This is a genomic window from Streptomyces sp. NPDC058371 (genome assembly GCF_042723265.1).
In the GTDB taxonomy this organism is placed as follows: Bacteria; Actinomycetota; Actinomycetes; order Streptomycetales; family Streptomycetaceae; genus Streptomyces.
Genome location: NZ_JBHXJC010000005.1, coordinates 48,964 through 63,423 on the forward strand (window position 1 = coordinate 48,964; position 14,460 = coordinate 63,423).

A 14,460-nucleotide genomic window follows, 5' to 3' on the forward strand; every position below is an offset into this window, starting at 1 on the left:
GGGCAGGTGCTCGGGGACGTCATTGTTGAAATCCTGAGCACGAGTGGACTGCCCGGACGTTACCCACCGGTACGGCAGTTTCGATAGGGGGTCCCACCGAGATGTTCCCTGCGTCACACGCGTTGGCTTTCCTTCGCGCAGAGTAGTCCACGCCTTTCCTGACTATCCAGTAACCGCAGGTCCGACCGCCTCTGTTCACGTTTGCCGCACACGCTTAAGCTTGATCGTCATGGCATTCACACCAGGCGGAAACCACCGGACGCGCATCCACGTGGTCAGTGACGTGCACGGCAACGTGCGCGACCTGGCCAGGGCCGGCGACGGCGCCGACGCCCTGATCTGCCTGGGTGACCTGGTGCTCTTCCTCGACTACGCCGACCATTCGCGCGGCATCTTCCCCGATCTCTTCGGCGTCGAGAACGCGGACCGGATCGTCGCGCTGCGCACCGCCCGCCGCTACGAGGAGGCGCGGGAGTTCGGCAGCCGGCTGTGGAGCGGCGTCGGCGCGGGCCGGGCCGCGGCCATCGAGACGGCGGTACGCAAGCAGTACGCCGAGCTGTTCGCCGCGTTCCCCACTCCGACGTACGCCACCTACGGCAATGTCGACATGCCGACCCTCTGGCGGGAGTACGCCGGACCGGGCACCACGGTGCTCGACGGCGAGCGGGCCGAGATCGGCGGCCGGGTCTTCGGCTTCGTCGGCGGCGGCCTGCGCACGCCCATGCGCACGCCGTACGAGATCAGCGACGAGGAGTACGCCGCGAAGATCGAGGCGGTCGGCGAGGTCGACGTGCTGTGCACCCACATCCCGCCGGAGGTGCCGGAGCTGGTCTACGACACGGTGGCCCGCCGCTTCGAGCGCGGCAGCCGGGCCCTGCTGGAGGCGATCCGCCGCACGCGTCCGCGCTACGCCCTCTTCGGCCATGTCCACCAGCCGCTGGTCCGGCGGATGCGGATCGGCGCGACGGAATGCGTCAACGTCGGGCACTTCGCGGGCTCCGGGAGACCCTGGGCCCTGGAGTGGTGAGCCCGCGGGCCGTCCGGACCCGGTGCGGGTGACGGCGCCCCCTCCGGTGCGCGGTAGCCTTCACGCTGCACACACGTGCGCAGCACCCTCCCTCACCGGACCGCATCTGGAGGAGCCCCCGCGATGGCGGAACACACCAGCTCGAGCATCACGATCGAGGCGGCACCGGCCGACGTCATGTCGGTGATCGCGGACTTCGCCCGCTACCCGGACTGGACCGGCGAGGTGAAGGAGGCGGACGTTCTCGCCACGGACGAGCAGGGCCGCGCCGAGCAGGTACGTCTCGTCATGGACGCGGGCGCCATCAAGGACGACCAGACCCTCGGCTACACCTGGACCGGCGACCACGAGGTCTCCTGGACCCTGGTCAAGTCCCAGATGCTCCGCTCCCTGGACGGCTCGTACATCCTGAAGCCGGCCGGCACCGGCGCCACCCAGGTCACCTACCAGCTGACCGTCGACGTCAAGATCCCCATGCTCGGCATGATCAAGCGCAAGGCCGAGAAGGTCATCATCGACCGGGCACTGGCGGGACTGAAGAAGCGCGTCGAATCGGGCGACGCCGGTTCTTAGCCCGTCCGGCGTTCGAGGACGAACGCGCGAGCGCGATACGGGGGGCCGGGGGCGGAGCCCGCAGGTACGGGACGGGTAGGGGCGGAGGGGGCGAGACTCCCCCCGCACCCCGGCTCGCCGAGGCGCCCCACCGGCACAGGTACCGTTCACCTACATGCGCACCCTCCTGATCACAGGCCCCGGCGGCACAGGCCGTACCACCGTCGCCGCGGCCACCGCGCTGAAAGCCGCCCGTGAGGGCACCCGCACCCTGCTGCTGAGCGCCGACCGCACGGACACCCTGGGCACCACCCTGGGCGTACGGACGGGCCCCGCCCCGGTGGCGGCGGGCGACAACCTCACCATCTGGCGCCCCGACGCCGCGGAACGCTTCCGCGAGGACCTCACCGCTTTCCAGAAGCGCGCGACCACCGCCCTCGACCTGCTCGGCGCCGCCCGTCTGGACGCCGAGGAAGTCACCCCGCTCCCCGGTGCCGAGGAGCTCGCGCTGCTGCGCGCCCTGCGGGACGCGGCGACAGCGGGACCGTACGACCTGCTGGTCGTGGACCTCCCGCCGACACCTCAGGCGCTCGCCCTCCTCGCCCTGCCCGGCGAGCTGCGCCGCTATCTGCGCCGGCTGCTCCCGCCCGAGCGCCAGGCGGCCCGCGCCCTGCGCCCCGTCCTCGGCCGGCTGGCCGGCGTGCCGATGCCGTCGGAGTGGCTGTACGAGACCGCGGCCCGCTGGGACGTCGAACTGGCCGCCGTGGAGGCGGTCGTCGAGGACCGCGCGACGACCGTACGGCTGGTCGCCGAGCCCGGTCCCGCGGGCGCCGACGCCGTCCGTGGCGCGGCCACCGCCCTCGCCCTGCGCGGCCTGCGGCTCGACGCCCTGGTCGCCAACCGGGTGCTGCCCGGCGAGAGCGAGGACAGCTGGCTCGCCGCCCTCGCCGGCCGGCAGCGCAAGGCCCTGGACGAGTGGCGCGGGGCGTACGAGGTCCACGAGGTCCGTCACCTCGGGCGCGACCCCCGTGGCACCGACGACCTGGGCGCGCTCGCCGTTCCCGGCGCGGGCGAAGCCGGGGAACCGGTCGTGTGGCCCGTCACCGACGCGCTCGCCGACGACGGGGTGCTCGTCTGGCACATCCCGCTGCCCGGCGCGATACGGGAGGAGCTCGACCTCCTGCGCCGCGGCGACGAACTCGTCGTCACCGTCGGGCCGTTCCGCCGTATCGTCCCGCTCCCGTCCGCCCTGCGCCGCTGCACGGTGGCCGGCGCCGCCCTGCGCGAGGGCGAGCTGCGGATCCGTTTCACACCGGACCCCGGTCTGTGGCCGCAGGGCGCCGGGGGAAGCTGACCGGGCCGCCGGTCCACGGCCGCGGACCCGGTGAACCGCGTACCCCCGTTCGGGTAACGTCGGAGAGACGAACCGTAGTCAGGAGTCCGCCATGAGCGAAGAGCGCCCCACGTCCGACGCCGCTCAGGAAGAGGCCGACGAGGTGCGAGCGACCGACGCCGACGCCTGGGCCAAGGCATGTGCCGAGGACCTCGCGGCGGAGAAGGCCCGCCGTCGCACCCAGTACGGCACACCGCCCGGCTCCGCCGCCGAGGAACTGCGCAAGCTCGTCGACGCGGTCGCCGACAAACTGTCCGGACTCCAGTCGCCCGTCCTCGGCGCCGTCGCCTCCGGCACGGCGCAGCAGATGGTCAACCAGGTCGTCCAGCAGGCGAAGGCCGCCGTCGAACCCGTCATCGAGCGCAACCCCGCCGTCTTCGACCACCTGGCCGCCGCCGGCTCCGAGCTGCTCGCGGCCTACCGCTCGGCCGTCGAGGCACAGGAGCGCCGCTGGACGGCCCGGGACGGGCGCCCCCGCGACGAGGGCACCGGTCCCGGGGAACACATCGACCTGGACTGAGAGCCCCTCGGGTACGGTTGGCCGTAGCGGGGCTCGACCGAAACTGAGGGATTCATGGGACTCACCATCGGCGTCGATATCGGCGGCACGAAGATCGCGGCCGGCGTGGTCGATGAGGAAGGCAACATCCTCTCGACCTTCAAGGTGCCGACTCCCACCACACCGCAGGCGATCGTCGACGCCATCGCCGCGGCCGTCGAGGGTGCCCGTGCGGGGCACGACATCGTCGGCGTGGGCATCGGGGCTGCCGGTTACGTCAACCGTCAGCGCTCGACGGTCTACTTCGCGCCGAACATCGACTGGCGGCAGGAGCCGCTGAAGGACGAGGTCGAGGCCCGCGTGGGCCTGCCCGTCGTGGTCGAGAACGACGCGAACGCGGCCGCGTGGGGCGAGTACAGGTTCGGTGCGGGCAAGGGCCATCGCAACGTCATCTGCATCACGCTGGGCACCGGCCTCGGCGGCGGCATCATCATCGGCAACAAGCTGCGCCGCGGCCACTTCGGCGTGGCCGCCGAGTTCGGTCACATCCGGATGGTCCCGGACGGGCTGCTGTGCGGCTGCGGCAGCCAGGGCTGCTGGGAGCAGTACGCGTCGGGCCGCGCCCTGGTCCGCTACGCCAAGCAGCGGGCCAACGCGACGCCCGAGAACGCGGAGATCCTGCTCTCGCTGGGCGACGGCTCTCCCGACGGCATCGAGGGCAAGCACATCTCGATGGCCGCCCGCCAGGGCGACCCGGTGGCCGTCGACTCCTACCGCGAGCTGGCCCGCTGGGCCGGCGCCGGCCTCGCCGACCTGGCGTCCCTCTTCGACCCCTCCGCCTTCATCGTCGGCGGCGGCCTCTCGGACGAGGGCGAGCTGGTCCTCGACCCCATCCGCAAGTCGTACAAGCGCTGGCTGGTGGGCGGCAACTGGCGTCCGGTGGCCGACGTCATCGCCGCGCAGCTGGGCAACAAGGCCGGCATGGTGGGCGCCGCCGACCTGGCCCGGGAGCCCGACCCGATCATGTGAGGCACCCCGCTCTCCGCGGACCGACGCCCGCCGAGTCCCCGTACGGGGCCGGCGGGCGTTCGGCGTATGCGAGCCGGGGCGCCGGGTCGTTCCGTCGGGGCCCGCGGGTGCTGTTGCCGCCGTACGGGAAGGGGCCCGGGCTTCGGTGCCGTACCCCTGACGCCGGTGTCGCGGTGTCACTCCGTGGGCCGCACTGTCGTATCTTGATCGCCATGCCGACGAGCACGCCCAGCGCGACCAGTCCGCTGCCCAACTCCCGCACCGAAGCCGACGGTTCGGCCGTCGTCCGGGTGCTCAGCTACAACATCCGCTCGATGCGCGACGACACGGACGCGCTCGCCCGGGTGATCAGCGCCTGCGCCCCCGATCTGGTCCTGGTCCAGGAGGCCCCGCGGTTCTTCCGCTGGCGCAAGAAGCTGGCCCGGCTCGCGGCGGCCTCCGGACAGGTGGTCCTGTCGGGCGGCGCCACGGCGTCCGGGCCGGCGATCCTGTGCAGTCTCCGGGCGACGGTCGAACGCACCGAGGACGTGCTGCTCCCGCGCACGCCGGGCCTGCACCGCCGCGGCTTCGCGACGGCGGTGGTGCGCTTCGGCGGCGCCCGTCTCGGCGTACTGAGCTGCCATCTCTCGCTCCAGAAGGACGAGCGGTACGAGCAGTCGGGCCTGCTCCTGGACCGGCTCGCCGGGCTCGGCGCGCGGCACGCCGTTGTCGGCGGCGATCTCAACGAGCGCCCGGACGGCCGCAGCTTCAAGCGCCTCGGCACCGCCCTCCAGGACGGCTGGGTCACGGCCCCCTGGGGCGCCGAGTACACGTCGACCCCGGCCGACCCCCATCAGCGCATCGACGCGATCTTCGCCACCGAGGGCATCGAGGTCCTCGGCTGCGGGGTGCCGCTCGGGCTGCCCGGGGTCACGGAGGCGGACCTGCGATCGGCCACGGACCACCTGCCGGTGCTGACCGCGCTCAGGGTGCCTGCGGCCTAGGGGCGCCGCGTCAGCTTGGCCGCGCTCAGGGTGCACACCGCCCGGCGACGCCGGTGACGCACACGGCAGGACCCGCCCGGAGCGTCTCCGGGCGGGTCCTCGTGCGGATCGGTGAACGGACGGGTCAGACCACGGCGCCGCGCCCCGGGTCGTCGCCTTCCTCGTCGTCGCCCCGCATGCGCATCACCAGCGTGGCGAAGCCGCCGAGGAAGCCGCCGATGCCGAGGGTGGCGAGCCACCAGGTCATGTCCCAGCCGAGCAGGACGGCGAGGAGCAGCAGGATGGGTCCGCCGACCACCGCCAGCCAGGCGAACTTGGCCGTCGCGTCGGCAGCGGGCAGCGGGGGCGGCTCGGGCGGTACGAAGTGGCCCTCGTCGTCCTCGTCGAAGTCGTCCTCGGACGCGTCCGGCGCCGCGTAGTCGCGCGGGCCGCCGGTGACGCCGGGGGCGAAGGCGACGGAGCTGCCCAGGGGCTTGGCCGAGGCGGGGGGCTCCGGCGACTTCTCCCCGGAGTCGTTCGTCTCGGGGTCCAGCAGGGCCAGGTCCTCCACCGACTTGAAGGGCTTCGCGCCGGGCGGGTCCGGCGGCTCGTCGCCGTACCCGGCGACGATGGCCGCCCATGCGGCGGACTCGTCGAAGGGCACGCTCTGCTCGTCACCGAGGGGCGGGTCCTTCTCGTCGGGATCGCCGCGGTCCGCGTCGTACTCAGCCACCAGTGGCCGTCCCTTCCTGCTGACCCACCTGACCTGTCCGCCCCGCTTCGGAGTCCTTGCCGAGGCCGGGCGCGAGCCGGGCGAGGAAGGCGTAGCTCTCCTCGAAGATCCGGTCCGCGTCATGGTCCAACGTCGCGACGTGGTAGCTCTGTTCCAGCAGGATCTCGGTCACGTCCATGGACGACACCCGGCTGAGGACGCGCGCCGAGTCGGCGGGCGGCACGACATGGTCCTGCGGGCTGTGCAGCAGCAGCAACGGCTGGGTGACCTGCGGCAGCTCGGCGTCGACGATCCGGTAGAAGTTCCGCATCGAGTGCGCGGCGTGCAGCGGCACCTTGTCGTAGCCGATCTCGATGTTGCCCTGCTTGGCGATGTCGCTCGTGATGCCCTTCACCGTGCGGACGAAGTGGCGGATGACCGGAAGGGCGTACGCGGACAGGCCGTGCACCTTGTTGGCCGGGTTGACGACGACGATGCCGCTCACCTCGTCCCCGTGCTTCGCGGCGAGGCGCAGGGTCAGCGCACCGCCCATGGAGAGACCGAAGACGAACGCCTGTGCGCACCGCTCGCGCAGGGCGCGCAACTCGCGGTCCACCTCCGCGTACCAGTCCTGCCAGCCGGTGAGCTGCATGTCCTCCCAGCGCGTGCCGTGCCCGGGCAGCAGCGGCAGCGCCACGGTCAGACCGCGCTCGGCGAGATACTCCGCCCAGGGGCGCAGCGACTGCGGGGAACCGGTGAAGCCGTGGCAGAGGAGCACACCGATCTCTCCGCCCTCGTGGCGGTACGGCTCGGCTCCAGGAAGGACCGGCACCTTCGGTCTCCTGTTCATCAGGTGGGTGGAACGGAACGGACGCAGGACCCGACGACGCACGCGCGGCACGTCGGCGGAAGCTCGATTCGACCCCGAGGGTCGGACCCCGAGGATTCGGGGCGTACTTCACCGTACGCGACCGCACTGACACCGACCAGGGTCGTCGGGTCCTTTGACATCGCTCCGGGTTAAGGTCTGAACGACGACACAGGAGGCAGTCGGTTGATCTACGGCGCAATGAAGTTTTCCATCGGAGGGCCGCTGAAGCTCGCTTTCAGGCCCTGGGTGGAAGGCCTCGACAACATTCCCGCCGAGGGCCCCGCCATCCTGGCGAGCAATCACTTGTCGTTCTCGGACTCCTTCTTCCTGCCCGCGGTCCTCGACCGCAAGGTGACCTTCATCGCCAAGGCCGAGTACTTCACGACGCCCGGCATCAAGGGACGTATGACCGCCGCTTTCTTCAAGGGCGTCGGGCAGCTCCCGGTGGACCGCTCGGGCGCGCGCGGCGCCGGCGCCGCGGCCGTCAAGAGCGGCATCGACGTGCTGGCGCGCGGTGAGCTGTTCGGGATCTATCCGGAGGGCACGCGCTCGCCCGACGGCCGGCTCTACCGGGGCAAGCCCGGCGGCCTCGCGCGCGTGGCGCTCGCCTCCGGCGCGCCCGTCATCCCCGTCGCCATGATCGACACGGAGAAGATCCAGCCGCCCGGGCAGGTGATGCCCAAGCTGATGCGCCCGGGCATCCGCATCGGCAAGCCCCTCGACTTCAGCCGCTACAGCGGCATGGAGCACGACCGCTTCGTCCTGCGCGCGCTGACCGACGAGGTCATGTACGAGATCATGAAGCTCTCCGGCCAGGAGTACGTGGACGTGTACGCGACGGCTGCCAAGCGGCAGATCGCGGACGCGGTGAAGGCGGAGAAGGAAGCCGAGAAGGCGGCCAGGGCCGCGCTCGCACAGGCCGAGAAGGAACAGGCCGAGAAGGAACGGTCCGGCTCCTAGCCGCGTCCGTCAGGGCGGGGAGCGGGCCGAAGGAGCGCACCGGCGCGGGGAGTTCGCGCGCGGGCCGAAGAGCGGAGCGTGGCCCGGCTGCCGGCACCGGGTGGAGCGCTCCGGGGGCGACGACCAAGAGGTAGGGGGGTGGGGACATGGCCAAGCGCGAAAGGGTCATGAGGATGTCGGTCGAGCAGCCGCTGTGGCGTGCACTCACCGCGTATCGCGTTCTGACGATGTTCTATGCGATCGGGCTCTTCAGTACCGCGTACGGCGAGTTCGCCCGGCCCTGGGTGGCCGTCGCCTTCTTCGCGGTCCTGCTCGTCTGGACGCTGGCGACCCTGCCCAGGGTCGCCAGCGCGGCCAGTTGCACCAAGCGGTTCCTCACCGCCGACCTCACCATCGCGCTCGCCGGCATCCTGCTCACCCGGGTCGCCGACGCCTCCTCCCGGATCGAGGCCGGGGGCCCGACGCTGCCGTCGATATGGACCGCCGGCTCCGTCCTGGCCTTCGCGATCAAGGGCGGCTGGCGCTGGGCCGCGTTCGCGTCCACGCTCGTCGCGGCCGCCAACATCGTCGAGCGCGGTGCCCCCACCCGGGACACCGTCCACAACGTGATCCTCGTCTGGGTCGCCTCCATCGCCATCGGATACGTGGTCGAGGTCGCCCGCGCCTCGGAGCGCACCCTCGCCCGCGCCCTGGAGATCGAGGCCGCGACCCGGGAGCGCGAGCGGCTGGCCCGCGACATCCACGACAGCGTCCTCCAGGTGCTCGCCATGGTGCAGCGGCGCGGTGCCGTGCTCGGTGGCGAGGCGGGAGAGCTGGGCCGGATGGCGGGCGAGCAGGAGGTGGCCCTGCGCACGCTGGTCTCCGGCGGCCTGGTGCCCGTCTCCCGGGTGTCCGAGGACGCCGCGCTGGGTGCGCTCGTACGCGCCGTCGACGAGCCGGACGACGACGAGGGCCCGCTCGACCTGCGCTCCCTGCTCGCCCGGTACGCCTGCGCGCGCGTGACCCTCTCCGAGCCCGGCGCTCCCGTGCCGCTCGCCCCGGCCACCGCCAGGGAACTCGCCGACGCCGTCGGTGCGGCCCTGGACAATGTCCGCAGGCACGTCGGCGAGAGCGCCCGGGCCTGGATCCTGGTGGAGGACGAGCCGGACGAGGTGATCGTGACCGTGCGCGACGAGGGACCCGGCATCCCGGAGGGGCGGCTCGCCCAGGCCGAGGGGGAGGGGCGCCTCGGTGTGGCCCTCTCGATCCGCGGCCGGCTCCGGGACATCGGCGGCTCGGCCGAGCTGATCTCGGTGCCGGGTCAGGGCACGGAGGTCGAACTGAAGGTCCCCAAGCCGGCGCGGGGGAAGGCGACCACGCGCTGACGAGCGCGGGACGCGGACGCACGAGGACGATGCGCCGGCGCACCGGCGCCGATGAAGTTGCAGACGACAGAACACGATGACGAAGACGGCGGAGCGGCGATGACGGACACGACGGAGGCGGCACAGCAGGTGGGCGAGGACCCGATCAGGGTGATGGTCGTCGACGACCACCCCATGTGGCGCGACGCCGTCGCCCGCGACCTGGCCGAGTCCGGCTTCGACGTGGTCGCCACGGCCGGCGACGGCGAGCAGGCCGTGCGCCGTGCCCTGGCCGTCACGCCCGACGTCCTCGTGCTGGACCTGAACCTGCCCGCCAAGCCCGGCGTCCAGGTCTGCAAGGAGCTGGTCGGCGCCAATCCCGCCCTGCGCGTCCTGGTCCTCTCGGCCAGCGGCGAGCACGCCGACGTCCTCGAGGCGGTCAAGTCCGGCGCCACCGGGTATCTGCTGAAGTCGGCGTCCACCGAGGAGCTCACCGACGCGGTGCGCCGTACAGCCGTCGGCGACCCGGTGTTCACCCCCGGACTCGCCGGTCTGGTCCTCGGCGAGTACCGCAGGCTCGCCTCCGAGCCCGCGCCGGCCGCAGGCGGCAACGAGCCGAAGGCCCCCCAGCTCACCGACCGGGAGACCGAGGTCCTGCGCCTGGTCGCCAAGGGCCTGAGCTACAAGCAGATCGCCGAGCGTCTGGTCATCTCCCACCGCACGGTCCAGAACCACGTGCAGAACACCCTGGGCAAGCTCCAGCTCCACAACCGGGTCGAGCTGGTGCGCTACGCCATAGAGCGCGGTCTCGACGAGGCCTGATCCTGCGTCGAAGGGCGGTTCGACGTGGCTTGCTCTCCGTCGGACGGCGGTTCGACGTGGCCTGATCTCCGTCGTGCGCCGGGCCTGAACTCGCCGCCCCGCGGAGGTGTAAACCCTCCGCACGCCACCATCGAGTGAAGGCGAGTGATCAACTCCCCCACAATTCACCGGAATTGACCTTCCGCCCCATGCCGAAGTGACCTGGATCACTATTAGCGTGAGTCCCATCAGCCAACCGCGGCGAAGGGACTTTTCCATGCGGGTCGGAGTACTGACCGGAGGCGGCGACTGCCCCGGGCTCAACGCCGTCATCCGGGGCATCGTCCGTAAGGGCGTGCAGGAGTACGGCTACGACTTCGTCGGCTTCCGGGACGGTTGGCGGGGTCCGCTCGAGAACGACACCGTGCGGCTCGACATCCCGGCCGTGCGCGGCATCCTGCCCCGCGGCGGCACCATCCTCGGCTCCTCGCGCACCAATCCCCTCAAGCAGGAGCACGGCATCCGCCGGATCAAGGAGAACCTCGCCAAGCAGGAGGTCGAGGCGCTCATCGCCATCGGCGGCGAGGACACCCTCGGCGTCGCCGCGCGGCTCACCGACGACTACGGCATCAACGTCGTCGGCGTCCCGAAGACCATCGACAACGACCTGTCCGCCACCGACTACACCTTCGGCTTCGACACGGCGGTCGGCATCGCGACGGAGGCGATCGACCGTCTGCACACCACCGCCGAGTCGCACATGCGGGTCCTCGTCTGCGAGGTAATGGGCCGGCACGCGGGCTGGATCGCCCTGCACTCGGGTCTGGCGGGCGGCGCGAACGTCATCCTCATCCCCGAGCAGCGCTTCGACGTCGACCAGGTCTGCGCCTGGGTGACCTCCCGCTTCAAGGCGTCGTACGCGCCGATCGTGGTCGTCGCCGAGGGAGCCATGCCCAGGGACGGCGACATGGTCCTCAAGGACGGCACGCTCGACTCCTTCGGACACGTCAGGCTCTCCGGCGTCGGCGAATGGCTCGCCAAGGAGATCGAGAGGCGCACCGGCAAGGAGGCGCGCACCACGGTCCTCGGGCACGTCCAGCGCGGCGGCACGCCCAGCGCCTTCGACCGCTGGCTCGCCACCCGCTTCGGGCTGCATGCGATCGAGGCGGTCCGCGACGGCGACTTCGGCAAGATGGTCGCCCTGCGCGGCACCGACATCGTCCGGGTCCCGATCGCGGAGGCCACGGCGAAGCTGAAGACGGTGGACCCGAAGCTGTACGAGGAGGTCGGGGTCTTCTTCGGTTAGGTCCTGACCGGCGGACCGGGCCCCGCCGCAGCCGCTGCGCAGCGCTGGTTACCGCCCTATATTCGGCGGTAACCAGCCGTATGCGAAGCAGGTGGGAGAAACCGTGGAAATTCTCGCGTTCGGCGTGCAGTCCGACGAGAAGCCCCTGATCGAGAAGGCCTTCGAAGGGCACCACGAGGTCCGCTGCCTGAGCGTCTTCCTGAACGAGGACACCGCCCCCATCGCGGCCGGCTACGAGATCATCTCCACCAGCGTCAACGCCGAACTCGGCCACCGCGTCCTGCAGACCCTGGCGGCCGGCGGCACGCAGCTGATCGCGCAGCGCTCCACCGGCTTCAACAACATCGACCTCAAGGTGGCCGAACGCCTCGGCATGACGGTCGCCCGGGTCTCGTACTACTCGCCCTACTCGGTCGCCGAATTCGCCTGGACGCTGGGCATGGCCGTCAACCGCCGGGTCGTGCGGGCCGCCAACCGCACCCGCGACTTCGACTTCCGGCTGGACGGTCTGATGGGCCGTGACATGCACGGCCGCACCGTCGGCGTCCTCGGCACCGGCAAGATCGGCGAGGCGTTCGCCCGGATCGCCCACGGCTTCGGCATGCGGCTGCTCGGCTGGGACGTCGCCGAGAACCCCGCATGTCTGGAACTCGGCATGAAATACGTCCCCAAGGACGAGCTGCTCGCCGAGTCCGACCTGGTCACCCTGCACGTACCGCTGATGCCGGAGACCCAGCACCTCATCGACGCGGCCGCCCTGCGCGCGATGAAGGACGACGCGATCCTGGTGAACTCCAGCCGCGGCGGTCTGATCGACTCCCGCGCGCTCGTCGCCGAACTGCGCGCGGGCCGCTTCACCGGTGTCGGCCTCGACGTCTACGAGGCGGAGGCCGGGCTGTTCTTCCTCGACAAGTCCCTCGAAGCCGTCGAGGACGACACCCTGGCCCGCCTCGTCACCTTCCCGAACGTCCTGGTCACCTCCCACCAGGCGTACTACACCGTGGACGCCGTCGGCCAGATCGTCGACGCCACGGTGCGCAACGTCCTCGACTACAAGGCGGGCCGCCGCTCGGAGAACGTGCTGGTCCCCGCGATCCCGCGCAGCTGACCCAGCAACTCCCGCACGATGTCCGCACCGCGCAGCGACAGCACCGACTCCGGATGGAACTGCACGCCCGCGACTGCGTTCATGGGCGCGCCTCCGGCACGACGTGGCCCGCGCAGCGCGTGCACCTCACCGGTGGCGGAGCGGGCGACCTCGACGCCGTGGGCCGCCAGCTCCGCCGCCGTCTCGTCGTCGCAGCGCGCCACGAAGCTGTTGTAGAACCCGACGGTCTCGGTGCGCCCGAACAGGTCGATCTCCGTCTGCGCCCCCTGGTACGGCACGTCCTTGCGCACGGTCTCCAGGCCCAGCTCGGCCGCGATCAGCTCATGTCCGAGGCAGACACCGAGCACACCGTGCGCGTGCCCGGTGAGCACCTCGGCGGTCAGCGAGCGCAGGAACCGCATCTTGGGGTCCGCCGCGTCCGAGGGGTCACCCGGGCCCGGCCCCAGCACCAGCGGCCCCTCGTGCCCGAGGACGGCCTCCCGCAGCCCCGGTTCGTCGTAGCGCCGCACGGTCACGTCGAGCCCCGACGACCGCAGCACGTGCGCGAGCATCGCCGTGAAGGTGTCCTCGGCGTCCACCACGAGCGCGTGCCCCGCCAGGGACTCGGCCCGCTCCTGCATCCGCAGCCAGAACGGCGCGAGCGAGCCCCGCCGCCCGTCGAGGGCCGCCTGCACGCGCGGATCGTCGGCGAGCCCGGGCCGTACGCCCTCCTCGTGCGGCCTGCCGGGACGCACCCCCAGAGCCGCCAGCACCCCGGCCGCCTTCGCGTGGGTCTCGGCGACCTCGCTCGCCGGATCCGACCCCCGGACGAGCGTGGCGCCCACCGGCACCCGCAGCCGCCCGTTCGCGTCGATGTCGGCGGTGCGGATGAGGATGGGGGAGTCGAGGGTCTGCGCTCCGCCCGCGTCCCGTCCGACGAGGGCCAGCGCCCCCGCGTAGTAGCCGCGCCCGCCGACCTCGTGGCGTTCGATGACCCGGCACGCGTTCTGCACCGGCGACCCGGTGACGGTCGCGGCGAACATCGTCTCCTTCAGGACCTCGCGGACATCCAGCGAGGACCGGCCCCGCAGCTCGTACTCGGTGTGCGCGAGATGGGCCATCTCCTTCAGCCGCGGCCCGATCACCACTCCGCCGCGGTCCCCGACGGTGCACATCATCTTGAGCTCCTCGTCGACGACCATCGAGAGCTCCTCGATCTCCTTGCCGTCGGCCAGGAACTCCAGCAGGTGCTCCGGCGTGGGCCCCTCGGCCGGGTAGCGGTACGTGCCGCTGATCGGGTTCATCACGACCGTCCCGCCCGACATCCGCACATGCACCTCGGGACTCGCCCCGACCAGCGTGCGGTCCCCGGTGTGCACGACGTACGTCCAGTACGCGCCCCGCTCGCCGACCAGCAACCGCCGGAACAGGGCGAGGGCGTCGGCCCTCCCGAACCCGGGGATCCCACCCTCGTACGTACGCCGGATGACGAAGTTGGCGCCCTCGCCCCGGCCGATCTCCTCGCGCAGCACACGGCCGACGATCCCCGCGTACTCCTCGTCGTCGACGTCGAAGCCGCCGTCCGCCACCTGCACGTCGTGCGACGGGAGCTGCGACAGGGCCTGCGCCAGGGGGAGTTCGTAACTGTCCTCGGCGGTGAGGACCGCCAGCGGTGTGCCGTCGTCGCGTACGTCGAAGCCGCGCTCCCGGATCTGCCGGAACGGCACCAGGGCCAGCGAGGGACCCTCGCCGACGGGGATGTCGGCGAGGCGGTCCACCTCGGTCACCGGGCCGAGCAGCAGTTCGACCACGTCGTGGTCGCGGCCGGGGGTGCGGCGGCGCAGCAGGGCGAACGGACGGGGATCGTCCAGCAGATCGAGCAGGTTCATCGGTCCTGTTCCTTCTCTCGGGAGTGCGG

The 14,460-nt window shown here is 71.7% G+C and carries 14 protein-coding genes; 11 read left to right on the plus strand and 3 right to left on the minus strand.

The features are described 5' to 3' along the window. The first annotated feature begins 229 nt into the window (after nt 1-229). The 6 genes from ACFWM2_RS17500 (at nt 230) to ACFWM2_RS17525 (ending at nt 5,483) form a co-directional block, all read left to right on the plus strand. On the plus strand, nt 230-1,027 hold the full coding sequence (locus tag ACFWM2_RS17500; RefSeq protein ID WP_383279922.1) for a metallophosphoesterase: 798 nt from the start codon (nt 230-232) through the stop codon (nt 1,025-1,027). A 123-nt stretch (nt 1,028-1,150) separates the two neighbouring features. Beyond that, the gene (locus ACFWM2_RS17505; RefSeq protein ID WP_383279925.1) at nt 1,151-1,600 is read left to right on the plus strand and encodes an SRPBCC family protein; all 450 of its coding nucleotides are present in this window, start codon (nt 1,151-1,153) and stop codon (nt 1,598-1,600) included. A 154-nt stretch (nt 1,601-1,754) separates the two neighbouring features. Further along, nucleotides 1,755-2,933 (plus strand): ArsA family ATPase, encoded by a 1,179-nt coding sequence (locus ACFWM2_RS17510; protein WP_383279928.1) that lies wholly within the window; start codon nt 1,755-1,757, stop codon nt 2,931-2,933. A gap of 91 nt (nt 2,934-3,024) precedes the next feature. After that, nucleotides 3,025-3,492 (plus strand): DUF5304 domain-containing protein, encoded by a 468-nt coding sequence (locus ACFWM2_RS17515; RefSeq protein WP_383279931.1) that lies wholly within the window; start codon nt 3,025-3,027, stop codon nt 3,490-3,492. 54 nt (nt 3,493-3,546) lie between these two features. Then, nucleotides 3,547-4,500, plus strand: a complete 954-nt coding sequence (locus tag ACFWM2_RS17520; RefSeq protein WP_383279934.1) for an ROK family glucokinase — start codon at nt 3,547-3,549, stop codon at nt 4,498-4,500. Between the two features lie 212 nt (nt 4,501-4,712). Then, nucleotides 4,713-5,483, plus strand: coding sequence for an endonuclease/exonuclease/phosphatase family protein (locus ACFWM2_RS17525; protein WP_383279937.1), 771 nt, complete (start codon nt 4,713-4,715; stop codon nt 5,481-5,483). A 124-nt stretch (nt 5,484-5,607) separates the two neighbouring features. Here the strand turns inward: ACFWM2_RS17525 and ACFWM2_RS17530 are convergent, their stop codons facing one another. Both ACFWM2_RS17530 and ACFWM2_RS17535 read right to left on the minus strand, forming a co-directional pair. Beyond that, the gene (locus ACFWM2_RS17530; protein ID WP_383279939.1) at nt 5,608-6,195 is read right to left on the minus strand and encodes a hypothetical protein; all 588 of its coding nucleotides are present in this window, start codon (nt 6,193-6,195) and stop codon (nt 5,608-5,610) included. Next, nucleotides 6,188-7,006 (minus strand): alpha/beta hydrolase, encoded by an 819-nt coding sequence (locus ACFWM2_RS17535; RefSeq protein WP_383279942.1) that lies wholly within the window; start codon nt 7,004-7,006, stop codon nt 6,188-6,190. The genes ACFWM2_RS17530 and ACFWM2_RS17535 overlap by 8 nt, the downstream gene beginning before the upstream one ends. Nucleotides 7,007-7,243: 237 nt before the next feature. Between ACFWM2_RS17535 and ACFWM2_RS17540 the strand changes: the two genes are divergently transcribed. The 5 genes from ACFWM2_RS17540 to ACFWM2_RS17560 all read left to right on the plus strand — a co-directional run bounded on the left by ACFWM2_RS17540 (nt 7,244) and on the right by ACFWM2_RS17560 (nt 12,563). Beyond that, a complete protein-coding gene (locus tag ACFWM2_RS17540) occupies nt 7,244-8,005 on the plus strand; it encodes a lysophospholipid acyltransferase family protein (RefSeq protein ID WP_383279944.1) in 762 nt (253 codons plus the stop codon). A gap of 146 nt (nt 8,006-8,151) precedes the next feature. Then, nucleotides 8,152-9,369 carry a MacS family sensor histidine kinase gene (gene macS / locus ACFWM2_RS17545; protein ID WP_383279947.1) on the plus strand — a complete coding sequence of 406 codons (1,218 nt, stop codon included), beginning with the start codon at nt 8,152-8,154 and terminating at the stop codon, nt 9,367-9,369. Nucleotides 9,370-9,522: 153 nt separating this feature from the next. Next, a complete protein-coding gene (locus ACFWM2_RS17550) occupies nt 9,523-10,170 on the plus strand; it encodes a response regulator (RefSeq protein WP_383281062.1) in 648 nt (215 codons plus the stop codon). Between the two features lie 256 nt (nt 10,171-10,426). Next, complete coding sequence (locus ACFWM2_RS17555; RefSeq protein WP_383279950.1) at nt 10,427-11,455, plus strand: 6-phosphofructokinase; 1,029 nt, start codon at nt 10,427-10,429, stop codon at nt 11,453-11,455. A gap of 103 nt (nt 11,456-11,558) precedes the next feature. After that, on the plus strand, nt 11,559-12,563 hold the full coding sequence (locus tag ACFWM2_RS17560; protein ID WP_383279953.1) for a 2-hydroxyacid dehydrogenase: 1,005 nt from the start codon (nt 11,559-11,561) through the stop codon (nt 12,561-12,563). Here ACFWM2_RS17560 and ACFWM2_RS17565 read toward each other — a convergent pair. Continuing rightward, a complete protein-coding gene (locus tag ACFWM2_RS17565; RefSeq protein WP_383279955.1) occupies nt 12,506-14,431 on the minus strand; it encodes an anthranilate synthase family protein in 1,926 nt (641 codons plus the stop codon). The two genes, ACFWM2_RS17560 and ACFWM2_RS17565, sit on opposite strands and share 58 nt — an antisense overlap. Between the last annotated feature and the right edge of the window lie 29 nt (nt 14,432-14,460).